Annotated in this window: 14 protein-coding genes and 1 pseudogene; 10 read left to right on the top strand and 5 right to left on the bottom strand. The window is 59.7% G+C overall.

Going from position 1 to position 15,532, the window contains the following annotated elements; translation table 11 throughout:
* Positions 1-124: 124 nt before the first annotated feature.
* Positions 125-1,393, top strand: coding sequence for an ROK family transcriptional regulator (locus tag QZ571_RS00400; RefSeq protein WP_295529968.1), 1,269 nt, complete (start codon positions 125-127; stop codon positions 1,391-1,393).
* A complete protein-coding gene (locus tag QZ571_RS00395; protein WP_295529965.1) occupies positions 1,390-2,904 on the top strand; it encodes a CRTAC1 family protein in 1,515 nt (504 codons plus the stop codon). Before QZ571_RS00400 ends, QZ571_RS00395 begins: the two co-directional genes overlap by 4 nt.
* Here QZ571_RS00395 and QZ571_RS00390 read toward each other — a convergent pair.
* Together QZ571_RS00390 and QZ571_RS00385 are read right to left on the bottom strand one after the other, a co-directional pair.
* Entirely contained in the window at positions 2,901-4,205 is a 1,305-nt protein-coding gene (locus QZ571_RS00390) for a cytochrome c peroxidase (RefSeq protein WP_295530232.1), read from the bottom strand. The two genes, QZ571_RS00395 and QZ571_RS00390, sit on opposite strands and share 4 nt — an antisense overlap.
* Positions 4,206-4,314: 109 nt before the next feature.
* Entirely contained in the window at positions 4,315-5,343 is a 1,029-nt protein-coding gene (locus QZ571_RS00385; RefSeq protein WP_295529962.1) for a LacI family DNA-binding transcriptional regulator, read from the bottom strand.
* Between the two features lie 108 nt (positions 5,344-5,451).
* Here QZ571_RS00385 and QZ571_RS00380 point away from each other — a divergent pair, with 108 nt between their 5' ends.
* The 7 genes and pseudogenes from QZ571_RS00380 to QZ571_RS00350 all read left to right on the top strand — a co-directional run bounded on the left by QZ571_RS00380 (position 5,452) and on the right by QZ571_RS00350 (position 11,019).
* Positions 5,452-5,985 carry a gluconokinase gene (locus QZ571_RS00380; protein WP_295529959.1) on the top strand — a complete coding sequence of 178 codons (534 nt, stop codon included), beginning with the start codon at positions 5,452-5,454 and terminating at the stop codon, positions 5,983-5,985.
* 24 nt (positions 5,986-6,009) lie between these two features.
* Entirely contained in the window at positions 6,010-7,029 is a 1,020-nt protein-coding gene (locus QZ571_RS00375; RefSeq protein ID WP_295529956.1) for a TRAP transporter substrate-binding protein, read from the top strand.
* Positions 7,030-7,100: 71 nt separating this feature from the next.
* The gene (locus QZ571_RS00370; RefSeq protein WP_295529953.1) at positions 7,101-7,697 is read left to right on the top strand and encodes a TRAP transporter small permease subunit; all 597 of its coding nucleotides are present in this window, start codon (positions 7,101-7,103) and stop codon (positions 7,695-7,697) included.
* Positions 7,694-9,019, top strand: a complete 1,326-nt coding sequence (locus QZ571_RS00365; protein ID WP_295529950.1) for a TRAP transporter large permease subunit — start codon at positions 7,694-7,696, stop codon at positions 9,017-9,019. The genes QZ571_RS00370 and QZ571_RS00365 overlap by 4 nt, the downstream gene beginning before the upstream one ends.
* Positions 9,020-9,256: 237 nt before the next feature.
* Complete coding sequence (locus tag QZ571_RS00360; protein ID WP_295529947.1) at positions 9,257-10,495, top strand: MFS transporter; 1,239 nt, start codon at positions 9,257-9,259, stop codon at positions 10,493-10,495.
* Between the two features lie 91 nt (positions 10,496-10,586).
* Positions 10,587-10,860: pseudogene (locus tag QZ571_RS00355) on the top strand (transposase); the annotation flags it as partial.
* Positions 10,861-10,884: 24 nt separating this feature from the next.
* Entirely contained in the window at positions 10,885-11,019 is a 135-nt protein-coding gene (locus QZ571_RS00350) for a hypothetical protein (RefSeq protein ID WP_295530229.1), read from the top strand.
* Here QZ571_RS00350 and QZ571_RS00345 read toward each other — a convergent pair.
* Complete coding sequence (locus tag QZ571_RS00345) at positions 11,016-11,810, bottom strand: inositol monophosphatase (RefSeq protein ID WP_295529944.1); 795 nt, start codon at positions 11,808-11,810, stop codon at positions 11,016-11,018. The genes QZ571_RS00350 and QZ571_RS00345 overlap by 4 nt on opposite strands.
* 60 nt (positions 11,811-11,870) lie before the next feature.
* Between QZ571_RS00345 and QZ571_RS00340 the strand changes: the two genes are divergently transcribed.
* Positions 11,871-12,536 (top strand): HAD family phosphatase, encoded by a 666-nt coding sequence (locus QZ571_RS00340; protein WP_295529941.1) that lies wholly within the window; start codon positions 11,871-11,873, stop codon positions 12,534-12,536.
* 70 nt (positions 12,537-12,606) lie between these two features.
* On the opposite strand, the gene QZ571_RS00335 is transcribed toward QZ571_RS00340, so the two are convergent.
* Together QZ571_RS00335 and QZ571_RS00330 are read right to left on the bottom strand one after the other, a co-directional pair.
* A complete protein-coding gene (locus QZ571_RS00335) occupies positions 12,607-14,658 on the bottom strand; it encodes a CDP-glycerol glycerophosphotransferase family protein (RefSeq protein WP_295529938.1) in 2,052 nt (683 codons plus the stop codon).
* Positions 14,659-14,812: 154 nt separating this feature from the next.
* A complete protein-coding gene (locus tag QZ571_RS00330) occupies positions 14,813-15,532 on the bottom strand; it encodes a phosphocholine cytidylyltransferase family protein (RefSeq protein WP_295529935.1) in 720 nt (239 codons plus the stop codon).

The following is a 15,532-nucleotide window of genomic DNA, read 5'->3' as shown; positions in this document are numbered from 1 at the left end:
AAAATTCAGCGAAACACTAGAGAGGTGTTATTCCAGAGCTTGTTTTCGCTGCGTTGCGGCGCAATCTTGGGCGAACTGGGCGCGAATGGTGCTAATTTACTTAACTGACCAAAGGAAATAGCGGATGATCTCGCAGCGCAGCACAGAGAATACCGCCATTGGCTGCGGCCCGCTGATTCTGCCCCTCGCCAACCCGACCCGCCCTTTGCGCCAGCAAATCTTTGAACGCGTGCGCGCTTCGGGCGAGATTGCGCGGGTGCAATTGGCCAAAGATCTTGGGGTCAGCCCGGCCTCCGTGACCACCATCACTTCGGAATTGATCGAGGGGGGGCTGCTCGAAGAAAGCACCGCGCCGCGCGACACCGAAAGCGCGCGCGGGCGTCCGGCGGTGTCGTTGCGGGTGCGCCGAGGCACGCATCATGTCGTGGGCATCAAGCTGTCGGATCGCGAACATACCGGGGTCATCGTGGATTTCGCGGGCAATGTCGTGGCCTCTGCCGCGATTGAGCAGGCCCCCGGTGCGCTGGACCCGCAAGCGGTTGTCGAAGCGGCCGCCGATCTTGTCGCGACGCTGTGCAGCCGCAGCGGCCTTGCGGTGACAGACTTCCGCGCCTTGGGTCTGGGTGTTCCCGGCTTTGTCGACGGGACAAGCGGTATCGTGCACTGGTCGCCGATCCTCGATACACGGCACTTCCCGCTGCGCAGCGCCGTGCAGGACCGGCTTGGCATCCCGACGCATATCGACAATGACGCCAATCTTGTGACGCTGGCCGAGCTGTGGTTCGGGGCAGGGCGTGCATTGTCCGATTTTGCCGTGGTCACAATCGAGCATGGTGTCGGGATGGGCTATGTCATCAATCATCAGCTGTATCGCGGTGCACGCGGCATGGGGATGGAGCTTGGCCATACCAAGGTTCAACTGGACGGGGCGCTGTGTCGCTGCGGTCAGCGCGGCTGCCTTGAGGCTTATTTGGCCGATTATGCGCTGGTGCGCGAGGCCCGCACGGCGCTCAATATCTCGACGCTTGAGACGCGCTCGGTCGGGGTCATGCTGGAAAGCCTGTTCGATCACGCCAAGGCCGGGAACGGGGCCGCCCGCGCGATCTTTCGCCGTGCCGGGCGCTATCTTGCGCTGGGCCTGTCCAATGTCGTGAACCTGTTTGATCCGCAATTGCTGATCTTGTCGGGAGAGCGGATGCGCTATGATTATCTTTATGCGCGCGACACCTTGTCGGAGATGTCCGAGATGATGCTTGATACCGGGCGCACGCCGCCGCCGGTGGAAATTCACGCCTGGGGCGATCTGCTTTGGGCGCATGGAGCTGCGGCGCTGGCGCTGCATGAGGTGACTGAGCAGATGCTGGGACAAGCACGGGAGATGGCCGCCCAATGACACCGCGTCGCGCCCTTTGCCTGATCGCTCTGTCTGCGATGATCGCGGCCCCCGCATGCGCCGATCCCGCGTTTGAAAATGACGCAGGTGGGCTGCCCTTCGCGCATGTCTATTCCGGTGGATGGGAGCATTTCGTCGGTGGCGGCGTCGCGGTGTTTGACTGCAATGGCGATGCCAAGCCCGATCTTTTCGCGGCAGGCGGAAGCGGCCCGGCAGCCCTGTTCGTCAACCGCTCTGAGCCCGGCGGGGCGCTGCAATTCGCTGACGGCCACGCGCCCGAAATCCTTGAAACCACCGGTGCCTATCCGCTGGATATCAACGGCGACGGGGTCATGGATTTGGCCGTTCTGCGGGTCGGGGCGAACCAGTTGCTGCGCGGTTTGGGCAATTGCCAGTTTGAGGATGCGACTGCCACTTGGGGGCTGCCCAGCAATGACGCCTGGACCACCGCCTTCACGGCCACATGGGAGGCAGGCCAAGCCCGCCCCACCCTGTTCTTTGGCAATTACGTGGATCGCGCCAACCCCGATGGTCCGTTTGAGGCCTGCGACCGATCGCAGCTTATCCGCCCGGACGGTGAGGGGTATGGCCGGGTCGAGCAGATCGATCCGGGCTATTGCACGCTGTCGGCGCTGATCTCGGATTGGCAGCGCAACGGGGATCCGCAACTGCGCCTGTCGAACGATCGTCACTATTATGTGCACGGCGGCTATGAGCAGATGTTCGAGCTGTCCCCTCTGCACGAGCGCCCCGATTGGAAACATGTTTCGCTTTGGGGGATGGGCATCGCCAGCCGCGACATCACCGGCGATGGCCTGCCCGAGGTGATGATGACCTCGATGGGCGATCAACTGCTGCAATTTAATCGCGGCACCGGGTTTGAAAACGCGCCATTCGCCATCGGCACCTATTCGCAGCGTCCGTTTCTCGGCGATGACGGCCGTCCCTCGACCGGCTGGCACGCGGAATTCGGCGATGTGGATAATGATGGGCGCGCCGATCTGTTCATCGCCAAGGGCAATGTCGATCAGATGCCCTCGAACGCGATCCACGACCCCAACAACCTGCTGATGCAGCGCGCGGATGGCACATTCGTCGAGAAAGCCGATGTCGCGGGCATTGCCACGACGGATCGCTCGCGTGGCGCGGCACTGGTTGATCTGAACGCGGATGGGCGGCTTGATCTGGTCGTGATGAACCGCCGCGCACCGATGGAGCTGTGGCGCAACGTGACCGCAGACACGGGCCATTGGGCGGGCGTTGCGCTAAGTCAGCCCGGACCCAACCGTAACGCGGTCGGCGCTTGGGTCGAGATCCGCAGCGATGGCCGGGTGCAATCGCAAGAAGTGACCGTAGGCGGCGGCCATGCCGGTGGCCAGGCGGGGCCCTTGCATTTCGGATTGGGGGCCATGACCCAAGCCGAGGCGCGCGTGATCTGGCCCGATGGTCGCGTCGATAGCTGGCGGTCGATTGCCCCGGATCGCTGTACGCAGATCAGCCGCGCCGATTAGCGATCGACGGGCAACCCGCTTGGCACCGTGGCGGGAATGCCCATGCGCCCCTGCAATGCCACCGGATCGCTGAGGGTCGCGAGAAACGCCATCAGTGCCTCAATCTGCGGCGGCGTCAGCGTGATGCCTTTGCCCGCAGCGGCCGCGATGTCCGCCACCTGCGTGGGGTCCTCCATCACCGCCCAGTCGGGTTTGGTGTTGGGCAGAACCGGCAAGATCACTGCCCGCTGATACCCCGCAAGTGCCGCCCCTCTGGCGGCATGATCGGCCAAAAAGACGCGTAGATCGTCATGCGCGCCCGCATGCCCCCAAGGCCCGGTCTGCAAAACGTTGCGCAGGCTTGGCGTGCGAAAGGCAAAGCGGTCTTCGCGGCGTCCGGTGACCCGCATCCGTCCCTCATCGCGCGAATGGCTTTCAAAGCGTTCGGCCTTGCCCGGCCCGATCTGCGGCGCTCCCATCGCGTGAAACGCCTGATCGCTCAGGAAGGGGCCGGAGTGACAACGCGCACAGCCTAAATCCCCATAAAACATCTGCGCGCCCACGGCGGCCTGCCCTGTAAGCGAGGTCTCATGGCGCAAGGCGGCATCGAACGGGCTTTGATCCGAGCGCCATTCATAGGCGACAAAGGCCGCAATCGCGTTGGAAATATCGGTGAAATCCAGCGCCCGACCGGCGGCGATCTCGGGATAGACCAGCCCAAATCGGGTGGCATAATCGGGCACGCCTGCAACCCGCGCGGCAATCTTGTCCCACGCCCCACCCGGCCCGGTGATGCGACCCGAGCGCACCGCCTTGGAGATCTCGTTTTCGGAATAATGCCCTGCCATCTCATCAGGCGACAGAACCGGAAACATCGTCTGCGCCGACAGGACCGAGGCAAAGCCGCTCACCATCTCGTCTTCCATCGGCGTGCGCAGGCCCGACGGGCGCGTTGGATCGGCCTCGATCCGGCCGTCATCGAACAGCCGGGTGAAGGCATGCGCGCCCAGATTAAACAGCGCTGGCGAATTGCGCGGCACGCGCTGCTCGGGAATATTGGTGTCGGTTATATGGCGCTGCGGGCCCAACCCGACCGCGCCCTCGCCCAAACCAAGGCTCAGCCCGTCCGAGGTGGCAAAGCGCGGATGGTGGCACGACGCACAGGCAATATTGCGATTGCCCGACAAGATCGGGTCGTAAAACAGATCGCGCCCAAGGGCTGCCTCGGCGGGGTCGACCGGGGCGTAGTCGTCATTCGTGATCGGCGCGGGCAAGTCCCACGCGAACACCGGCGCCGCCAAAAGCCCCAGCCCAACCACCATGACGAAACGCGATAGCATGCTTCCCCCCAAACCGTCTCCCTGTGTCTGATCTTCTATCGAGTGCGGCGCGCAGGCAAGGGTTTGCCGACAGGGATCGGGCAGATAGGTCCTAGCTGTTCCGCCGGGTTGAATGCCGCGGCATGATCTCGAATCCAAGATCGACGATATTGCCATCTGAACGCGCCCCGTCCGATAATGCGTCGAGAATAAGCTGGACCGCGCCCGCGCCCATCTCGCGCCGAAACGTGCGCACCGAGGTGAGGGAGGGCTCGGCCGCGCCCATCATTTCCATATCATTGAAGCCGCAGATCCCAAGATCTTGCGGGATACGCAGATTGCGCCGCTGCGCCTCGAACATCGCGCCCAGCGCAAGGTCATCATTGATGCAGAAAATCGCGTCCGTTTCGGGAGCCGCATCCATCAGCTGCGCCAGCAGATGCCCGCCCAATGTGACCGATGAGGGGTAGGTCGTGCTGTGAACGCGCCGTCCCTCGTCAATCCCGTGCGCGCGCAATTCGTCGCGAAAACCTTGCAGGCGGCGTTGCGTGCGCGGGTCCATGCGCGCGCCGAGGAAGCCGGGCTGAGAATAGCCCTGCGCGATGAGATGCGCGGTGGCGGCTCGCGCGGCCTGATAGTGCGAAAACCCGATCATGCGGTCATGCGGCGCGGGTCCGGTTTCCATGATCTGAACGACCGGGCAATCGGCCTCTTGCAACAGCGCTTTTGCGGCGTCGGTCTGATCGATTCCGGTCACGATCAAGCCGGTCGGGCGCTGACGCAAAAACAGCCGGATCAGGTTCTCTTCTGAAAGCGGCGCGTAGCGCGAATAGCCCAGCTGCACCGAATAGCGCGTACCTTCCGCCGCCGAATAAATCCCGTCCATCACCGCTGAAAAGACGTTGTTGGTGACCGAGGGCAAAATCACCCCGATCACGTCCGACCGGGTCGAGGCCAAGGCGCGCGCCGCCGGATCGGGCAGATATCCCAGTGATTCGATGGCGGCGGCAATTTTAGTGCGTAACGCCTCGGACACGACCTCGGGGTTGCGCAGGGCGCGCGAAACTGTGGCAACGCTTACACCCACATGATCGGCGACGTCGCGCATCTTTACTGATTTGTTTTCTATTGATTTTTTCATTCAGCCCTCGATGCGCGGCACCAGACAACTTGAAGTTGGATTGACGAATGTAACCGCTTACATTAACTCTCTGGCCTTAGGAAACACGGCAAGACCGAAGATGGCAAGATGACAAACGCACCCAGCCTCACGCGGCCACCCATTCTTGTGATGGGAGTTTGCGGCACCGGTAAGACGACGCTGGCTATGCGGATCGCCAAGGTTGCCGGGGGCATTTATCTTGATGCCGATGATTATCACCCCGCCGAAAACGTGGCTCATATGGCGGCAGGGTTGCCGCTGAATGATGCGATGCGATGGGGGTGGCTAGACCGGGTGACCGAGGTGGTCAAAGCCGCGCAACACGAGGCGTCGCTCGTCGTTTTCGCCTGCTCGGCGCTCAAACTCAGCTATCGCGAGCGGCTGCGCAAAGGCCTTGGCACGATGCATATCGCGCATCTCACCGGGCCGCGCGCACTGATCGCTCAGCGTATGGCGGCACGCGAAAACCACTACATGCCGATCGCGCTGCTGGACAGCCAGCTTGCCGATCTGGAGCCACCGGGGCCCGAGGAAGCCCCGTTGATCTGCGACATTACCCACCCGCCAGAGGTGCTGTGTGCGCAGATACTAAGCGAATGGGGCAATGCCCCGCAAAGTTGACTTCGTCGTTTAAGGGAGGACACCATGACGAACACCATCCGCAATATCGCGCTGGCCACCGTAGCATCGCTGGCACTGGCGAGCACCGCGCAAGCCGAGGTGCACAAATACAAGTTCCAAAGCTCGGACCCCGCGGGCAATCCGAACTTCATCTTGCAGCAAAATTGGACGAAAAACCTCGCCAAGCTGACCGACGACCAGATCCAGATCGAGATGATGCCGGTGGGCTCGGTCGTCGAGCATAACGAGACGCTCGACGCGACGGGCGCGGGCATCATCGACGGTATCGTCACCGACATCTCGTATTTCGCAGGCAAGGACCCGGCATTTTCGTTGCTTGGCAACCCGGTTGGCGCATGGTCGAGCACCGATCAATTGCTTGATTTCATGAACAATGGCGGCGGTCAGCAGCTCGCCAATGATCTGTTCGAACCCTATGGGGTGCACTATGTCGGTTCAACCACGACGGGGCTTGAATCGCTGGTCTCGAAGGTGCCGCTGGATGGCGTGGCCGATCTCAAGGGCCTCAAGATGCGCGCCCCCGAAGGTCTGGTGCAAGACGTGTTTGCAGCCGCGGGTGCCGCCCCGGTGAACCTGCCCGGATCTGAGGTTTATACCGCGCTCGACAAGGGCGTGATCGACGCGGCCGACTATACCGTGTTCTCGACCAATCAGGCGCAGGGCCTGAACGACATCGCGCCCAATCCGGTCTATCCGGGGTTCCACTCGATGCCGCTGGTGGGCGTCGCGATGAACAAGAAAGAATGGGACAGCCTGTCGCCCGAGTTGCAAAAAGCCTTTGAGGATTCGGTCAAGACATTCGCGACGACTGAGGTGAACGATCTGGCCGCTGCCGACAAAAAGGCGGTGGCTGCAGCCGAAGCTGGCGGCAAGATCCATATCCACAACTGGTCGGACGAAGAGCGCGCCAAATTCCGCCGCATCGCGATCACCCAGTGGGAGAAGGTCGCGAAGAAATCGGACAAGGCCCAGCATGTCTATGACGTGCTGACCGCGTATCTCAAGCAGAACAACCTGCTTTGATCTGAACGCGGGCGGGGCTGCCTGTGGCGGCCCTGCCCACCTCCATTTTTCCCGACATCAGCGGTTCCCCCATGTCCAAGCCCGACCCGAACGAGGGCGCGCCACACGCGCCCGAACCCACACAAGTTGACGCCGAACACGGTGCGATCCCCGAAACAGGCTTTTTGGGCCGCGCGATTGACGCGTTCGGGATCGTCTTTGCGATCGGTATCATCGCCTCCGCGCTGATCCTGCTCAACGAGGTGGTGCTGCGCTATGGTTTCGACAGCCCGACGATCTGGGCGCATGAAACCACGATTTTTCTCTGCGCGATGGCCTTTGTTTATGGCGGTTTGTATTGCGTGGTGCGCAACAGCCATATCCGTGTCGTGCTGATCTACGATCTGGTGACCGGACGCGCGAAACGCATCCTTGATGCGGTGATCTCGCTGGTCTGCCTGTTCGCTGCCGGCTTCTTTGCCTGGGCCGCTTTCGGGATGGTCACCAAGGCAGTCATTCGACCCGGAGGAGGCATTCATTTTGAAACCTCGGGCAGTGCCTGGGACCCGATCTTCCCGGCTTTGCTCAAGATTTTCTTGTTTGTCGTTTTGTGCCTGATGGTGGTGCAATTCTTGATCATGGCGGTGCGTTATCTGCGCGGCACCCCCAGCAAAGGGGCCGCCAAATGATCGACCATCTTTTACATTTCGATCTGTCGGCGCTTGGGATTGGCTATGGCACGGTGTTGCTGTTCGTGCTGCTGATTGCGCTGTTGCTGACGGGCATCCCGCTGGCGTTCGTGACGCTGCTGGTCGCGCTGATCTTCGCGCTGGGCTGGTTCGGGCCGATGGCGGTCCCGCTGATTACCAGCCGGGTCTATTCGTTCGTCTCAAGCTTTGTCTTCGTCTCGGTGCCGATGTTCGTGATGATGGCGGCGCTGCTGGACCGATCCGGCATCGCGCGCGATCTGTTCGAGGCGATGAAACTAGTCGGCGGGCGGATGCGGGGCGCGGTGGCGATCCAGACCATTTTCGTCTCAGTGATCCTCGCGGCGATGTCGGGCATTATCGGCGGCGAAATCGTGCTGCTGGGTCTGCTGGCGCTGCCGCAGATGATCCGGCAGGGCTATGACCGCAAGCTCGCGATTGGCGTGATCTGTGCGGGCGGGTCGCTGGGCACGATGGTGCCGCCCTCGATCGTGCTGATCATCTACGGGCTGACCGCGAATGTCTCGATTGGCGATCTGTTCAGCTCGGCCTTTATTCCGGGCTTCATGCTGGCGGCATTCTATGTGCTGTTCGTGATTGTCCGCGTCAAACTTAACCCCGAGCTTGCGCCGATGCCCGAACCCGATGACCGCCCGTGGTCGGAAAAGCTCAAGCTGCTCAAAGGGCTGGTCTTGCCGGTTCTGGTGATCGGCTTTGTTCTGGGCTCGATCTATGGCGGGATCGCCAGCGTCACCGAAGCCTCGGCGCTGGGCGTGGCGGGGGTGATGCTTTCGACGCTGATCCGGCGCGAGTTGACGTTCGCGATGCTCAAAGGGGCGGCACTGCAAACGCTGGGCACGTGCGGGATGATTGTGTGGATCGGGATCGGGGCCTCTGCGCTGGTGGGGGTGTTCAACCTGATGGGCGGGATTGATTTCGTCTCGGCGCTGCTCAAGGGCGTGTCGGATGTGCCGATCGTGGTGATCCTGACGATGATGGCGATCCTGTTCTTCCTGGGTATGTTTTTGGACTGGGTCGGGATCGCACTGCTGACGATGCCGATCTTCGTGCCGATCGTGAAAGATCTGGGCTATGACCCGGTGTGGTTTGGCGTGCTGTTTGCGATGAATATGCAGGTCAGCTTTCTGTCGCCACCCTTCGGGCCCGCCGCCTTCTACCTCAAGTCGGTCGCGCCCAAGGATGTCAGCCTTGGCGAGATTTTCCGCTCGCTGTTGCCGTTCATCGCGATTCAGGTGTTTGCCGTTGGGCTGCTGGTCGCCTTCCCCGGCATCACCGGACATTGATACGCAACACCCGGCCGCGCGTGTCGTGGCCGGGTGTTGCCAATGAGGCCTCAGCTTGGGGCCGTTCTCCTCAGCATATCAGAGCATTAGCAATTCAGATTGAACGCTGGCCCTGCCACGGATTGATGCCGCGCCTTGGATGGTGTTTGATCGCGCGGGGTGATGGTGTGGGCCGTTGGGTTGCCATCCTGCAAGGTTCCTTTCTGCATAACACGACTATGGAATAAGGCGTTGAACATGCTCTCATCCCTGCGCGAGATTGCCCGCTTTGTGATGCACAACGCCCGGTGGCTGGGGGGCGGGTTTCTCCTGACGTTTTATTCGTCCTTCGGTCAGACATTCTTCATCGGACTTTTCGGCAACGATATCCGCGCGACCTTCAACCTGTCGGGCGGGGCTTTTGGCGGTCTGTATATGATCGCGACCATATCAAGCGCTGTCACCCTTTTGTGGCTTGGGCGCAGCCTTGATGTGATGCCTGGCTGGAAGGTGATACGCTTCACCATGCCTGCCTTGGCATTGGCCTGCCTTTTGATGGCGCTCGCTCCGAATGTCATTATCCTTGGCTTCGCGTTGTTTTTGCTGCGCCTTTTCGGGCAGGGCATGATGACCGAAACGGCATTTACGGAAATCGGGCGCTGGTTTTCTGCCAATCGCGGTCGCGCCATCGCGCTCATTACCCCGGGGCAGCAATTGGGATCAACGCTTCTCCCGGCGCTGGTGATTTTTATGACGGCCGCGACCGGGAATTGGCGGATGCCTTGGTTTGCGTGCGCCATACTTGTTCTGATCGTGGGCTTCCCGATGATCTATCTGTTGATGCGGGTCGAGCGAACGCCCCAATCCGATGACATACAAAGGGCGCAGCATCGGACCGCCCGGGACTGGACCCGCAAAGAGGTGATCTTTGATCCCGTCCTCTATCTGCTTCTCGCCGGAACGCTTGCCCCCGCGTACATCGCGACCGTGATATTTTTCCAGCAAGGCTATCTGATAGAGCTGCGTGGCTATAGCCCCAGCGTTTTTGCGATAGCGTTTCCGATTACGTCGATCATGACCGTCTTCTCGGGTATTTTATGCGGGTTTCTGGTGGACCGTATCGGGGCGCTGAAACTGTTGCCGTTCTTTCTGGCACCGCTGGCCGTGGCCGCTGCGGCGGTTGCGCTGGTGACGCCTGTTTGGGGGGTCTATGTCTTCATGCTGCTGCTCGGGATCAGCAATGGGTTTACCTCGACGCTGCTGGGAGCGCTTTGGCCCGAGGTTTATGGCGTCGCAAATCTGGGTGGCATTCGAGCGATCGTGGTGGCCGCAATGGTTCTTTCGACCGCGATTGGGCCGGGGTTAAGCGGTCTTCTGATCGATATGGGTATCGGGCTTGCGACGCAGATGCTCTGGATGTCGGGTTGGTGCGTGCTGGCATCGATTGCGCTGACACTTGCCTCTGGGATCGTGCGCAGACGGGAAATCTTGCGCTAAGGCACACCAGATGCATGCCAACCCAGCGGCTCGGCTGCACAAATCATGTGAGGGGATTCATCTTGTGAATCCAGCATGATAGCTGGGTCGCATGAACAGGCCGACACCCCCCGACCTACAAGACCCTGAACTGGCCGACCTACAATGAAACGCTCCAGCGCCGGGGCGATCTAGACCTGTCTTTCGATGAAAATGCTGTTCGGCATGGCGCTTTGGCAGACGACCGGGTTTGTCGAGAGCCTGCTACGGCTGGTCGGCCTCGACGGGGTGGTGCCCGACTTCAATACGTTCAGCCGCCACCAGAAGACCTTGGCGGTGAATATCCCCATCGTGGTACCAACGGCCCGCTGCACCTGCTGATCGACAAGGCGACCTATATCGGGACTCGGATGGAATATACGGTCACGGCGGCTTTCGGCACGGCATTTGCCACCGCAGAGGATGTGGGCACCCCCTTCTCAGTCGGCGAGGAGGTCACCATTTCATTCGCAGTTTCAGGCCCGGTTCTGATCTCGAACGATTAAGAAAAAGCCGCCTCGGCCAATGCTTTTGTGGCGTCATAGACGCCCGCACTGGCCACCACTACCCGGCCTCCATGTACAAGCGCATGCTCGATGTCGACCGGCTCTATAATTCCCGCGGCTTCTGAAACAAGCAGATGCCCGGCCATGAAATCCCACGCGTTCATATGCTCTTCTACATAGCCAAGAATACGCCCGGAGGCGACATAAGCCAGCGACAGCCCGCCCGAGCCATTGCGCCAAAACATAGTGCCCGCCGCACCGCACAGTGCCGCAAGCCGCTGAATGCCGTCGCCATGCGTGCGACCGGAAAAGCCCACGCCCAACGACCCCTCTTGCAGGCTGGTTTTGGGCGAACATCGGATCGCGCGGTCGTTGCAAAAGGCGCCACCCCCCAAAACCGCGTGGTGCAGTTCGTTATGCACCGGGTCATGCACGACCCCGATCACCACCTGACCTTGAAAGACGCAGGCCAGGATGACGCACCATTGCGCAATCCCGTTGATAAAATTCGTGGTGCCATCCACGGGATCAATCACCCAAGTGTAGCCGCTCGTTCCAAGAACAGCCGCGCCTTCTTCGCCAACGATGCCATCATCGGGAAAGGCCCTTGCCAATTTCGCCCGCACCGCAAGTTCGACGTTCCTGTCGGCTTCGGATACGAAATCCTGATGTCCCTTGATCTCAACTGTCAGGTCTGCCCAACTGCGAAAGTAGTCCAGCGCCATTTCCCCGACCTCCTGGGCGATCGCACGGGCGGCAATATAGCGGGTTTCAAGGTCTTGGGACGGCATGGCATTTCCCTTTGAATGCTTTACTGAACAGACCCTACCATCCAAGGCTTGGGACAAGAAATGACAACTCGAAGCCTTTTGCAGTTTCGCGCCGCGATTTTCGATCTGGACGGCACGCTGGTGGTGTCAGAACCCGCATGGGAATTGGCGAAACGCCGCGTTGTTGCGTCCTTGGGCATCGAGGTAGCGCAATCGGTTTACGACGCTTTCGTGGGGCGCGGCCTGCGTGGGTTTCTAAACCATGTCCTTGGCCCCGATCTGAGTGCGGCTCGCCTTGGCGCGTTGGCCCATCAGATCGGCGCCGAGGCAGACATCCTTTTGCCGCTGATGCGTCAGCCTCTGCCCGGTGCATCACAGGCCGTGCAGCGCCTTGCAGATGCCGGCTTGCAGGTCGCGGTTTGTTCATCCTCCCCCCGGCGCCATATCCATGAGGCGCTCGAACAATTAGGGCTGAGTCGTTGCGTTTCGGTCGTCGTGTCTGGGGCCGAACTGGCCAAGGGAAAACCTGATCCTTTGCCCTATCAAGACGCGCTGCGACAGCTAGCGCTTGAATCGCGCGACACCTTTGCGGTCGAAGATGCGCTTCCGGGCGTGAGGTCGGCGCATGGGGCGGGGTTGATGACGATAGGGATCGGCGCAGAATGCCTGAAACCTGACTTTGAGGCATATTGCAGCTACCGGGTGTCGAACTATCACGAATTCAACCGGCTATTCCTGACGGGCTGAAAAGCGCATCAGGGTCACGCCGTCGCGACGCTGTACACGACGTCGGGCGGGGTGCCGCCTGATCGCGCTGTCAGCCGCCAGTGATGCGCTGCGCCACAACATCCGCGATCCGCTCGCATGATGAGCCTTCCGGGAACAGGTTGTTCTCGGAAATGAGCCGCTGCATGTTTTGCATTTTCGGGTGCTTTCGCTCAGCGACGATTGTTGAGAGCATCGCCAGCAACTCATTTTCAGAGTCGACAGTATAGCAGCCCTCATTGATGAGCGTCTTGCCAAACGAGCCGATCCATTTGCCGTTGTTCCAGACATCGTCTGTCCGGCAGAAAATGATCGGGCGTTCTGTAATGAAAAACTCGGGCACGAGAGAGCTGAAGTCAGAAATCAGCACATCAGCCGACATGAGCGCTTCAACATATGAAACACCTTCATTGGCCGGATAGACAACAGCACCGTTTTTTTCAAACGTATCCATGATCGCGTCAAATTCATCGAAGTCATACATGCCGAGAACTTTGAGCCGCGGCCGCAAAAGCGGGTGCGGACGGACGTGCAAAACCACATCATCGCGCTCTGAAAGCTTGAGCATGGTGTCAACATAGCGCGTGAAGTTTGAGGTATGCGTGCCACCTGTCGGGTCTTCCGCCATCTGCCAGTGCGGCGTCCAAATGACATCCAGCTTGTCTTTGCCTTTTACGCGCTCTTCAAACGGCACGGTCTCGAGGCAGGCGCGGAATCTGTCGAATTTAGGGTAGCCGGTTTTGTGCACCCGCTCATCACCGAAGCTGGCGCGAAAAACCCTGTCGCTCACATCACTTTCACTGAACACCATGTCAGCGACTTGAATTTGCGGGTTGTCATAAATGTGCTTTTCCGTGCCTTCGAGCGTAAGCAGGAAGTAGCCATAGTTTACGTGGGCAACGCGGGTGTGACGGGCCACAAATCCGGCCCACAAAAAGAACGGATAGCTCGGCCCGTGCGAATACGGCGTGTGAAAGAATACAACGTCAGCGCCTAGCTCATAGGGGCTGATGTTTTCGTTAACATGCGCGCCGCCATCGATGACCGTGATGCGCGGGTTATGTGCATAGGTCTTTGAGAAAAACGCGTAGCTGTCGTCGTAGTCGTTGGCCCGGTTGCGTGAACACAAAATGATCGGCTCAAAGCGCGGGTCTTGCGCCATTTTCTCCAGCAGCGGTGTCAGGTTGTCTGTCTGCGTGATTATCGGAAAAAAGAACAATGGCTTGATCGGACGATCAGCACTGTAGGTGGGCGGCGCAATTGTTTCGCCCGCAAGAACCTTGGCGAGGTTTTTATCCGTTTCCGCAAGCTGGAAGAGGCGTTGCGCGCCTCTGGTTTGCGGCGAGACAGCGCGGCAGCGCACGATCCAGCCAGCAGCGTCTATCATGTCTTGCAGGCCAAAGCTTTTGTCGCGCATTTCGCGGTACAGAGCGTCAAATTCTTGCATCAAAGAGCGCGGCTTTTCGGCGTATTGGCTGTCGTGCGCTGCGTTCTTTTCGTGCTTAAACGCGCTCATCACACGCGCACCGGCTACATGGGCGCTGGGCTCTTTCGGGAACGCCTTTTGCATTTGCTCCAACCGGTCGGCGGCAAGCTCCCACTCGCCACGGTCGATGGCAGAGTCTGCCCATAGGTTAAAGTCGGGCGCCTCAGGCTTCATCCGCGACATCTTTTCTTCCAGCAGCCTGTCACAGTCCTCGAGCTGCCCCATCTCGCGATGTGCAACGGCTGCGCGGAAATAGCCTTTCTGGTGTGCGGGAAAGGCCATGCGAAGGTCTTTCCAACGGCGTAAGGCCTCGTCCCAATCCTTGAAGTCCATTGCCGTGTCGGCCATCGTTATAAGGTGCCATGGGCGCAGACCAATGGCTTTGACCGATTTCCAAACCATTGCGTTGGATGCGTCTACTTGGCCGAGTCTGCGCAAGGCCACTGCGGCAAGCCCATAGCCATGTGCAGATTTCGGATAGGCTGAACGTAGCGTTTCACACACAGCCAAGACTTCATCATTCGCTTGGCGCGCCGAGGCGTCATGGGCCTTTTGAACAAGCTCTTCTTCTGTAAATTCAGGATCTGAAGCCATTTCAACGCCACCATAATAAGTCATGCTCGTCAAAGCTATCTCGCAGCGGTTCTGTGTGCAAAAACAATAACGATACGCAACGCAAGCAGATGCGATTGCGGCGAAAATCGGCTGTATTTCCCAAACCTCGTGCTTCGGGAAGGGGGGTGCAATTAACGTGCATGATAGGGACGTTTGATCATCCGAAGAAACCGCGGGCGGCTTCGTAATCTTCCGGGAAGTCGACCTCGCGCCAAGGCAACCCTGTGACGTCACAAACTTCGACCTGAAGCCCGTCTTCGTCGATCATGCGTTGCACGGCCATTTCAAAAAAGGACTGCATTGCGCCTTCTTCAAACAGGCGCTCTGCATGGCGGCGCAAACCTTTTGTCTGCTCGCCAGACACGCGCGCAAGCCCGAGGAACTCACCATTGCAGGTGCTTGGCTCCATTTGCTTGTTCACATCTGTCACCAAGTTACTCTTGGTTAGAACCTTCATCTCTTCTTCTTCGCACGGGTGATCGTCAACGGCGAAGACCATCTGAGCGGAGCTTGGATGTGCAACAACGCGAGCGATGACTTCGTCAGAGAAGACAGTGTCTGCGTGCAGAAACAGAAAGTCGTCGTCGCCCAAATAGGGCATCGCCAGCCAGAAAGAATAGAGCACATTTGTGCGGTCGAAGTGAGGGTTATAGACCACCTCAAGTGCGCCGTCCCAGTGTTGGCGCGTATAGTCAGCGATCATGTCACGCTTGTAGCCTGTAACGATAACAAGCTCGGTGACACCATGTGCTTTGAAGTGGCCAAGGGATTGGCCCAGCAATGTCGTGTCGCCAAGCGGAAGCAAGCTTTTGGGTGTTTCGACCGCAACATCTGCAATACGGCTGCCTTTTCCCGCGGCAAGAATGACGGCTTTCAT

Origin of the sequence: uncultured Thioclava sp., assembly GCF_913064665.1 — a bacterium.
GTDB classification, from domain to species: domain Bacteria; phylum Pseudomonadota; class Alphaproteobacteria; order Rhodobacterales; family Rhodobacteraceae; genus Thioclava; species Thioclava arctica.
This window is presented reverse-complemented; position numbering and strand designations above follow the sequence as displayed.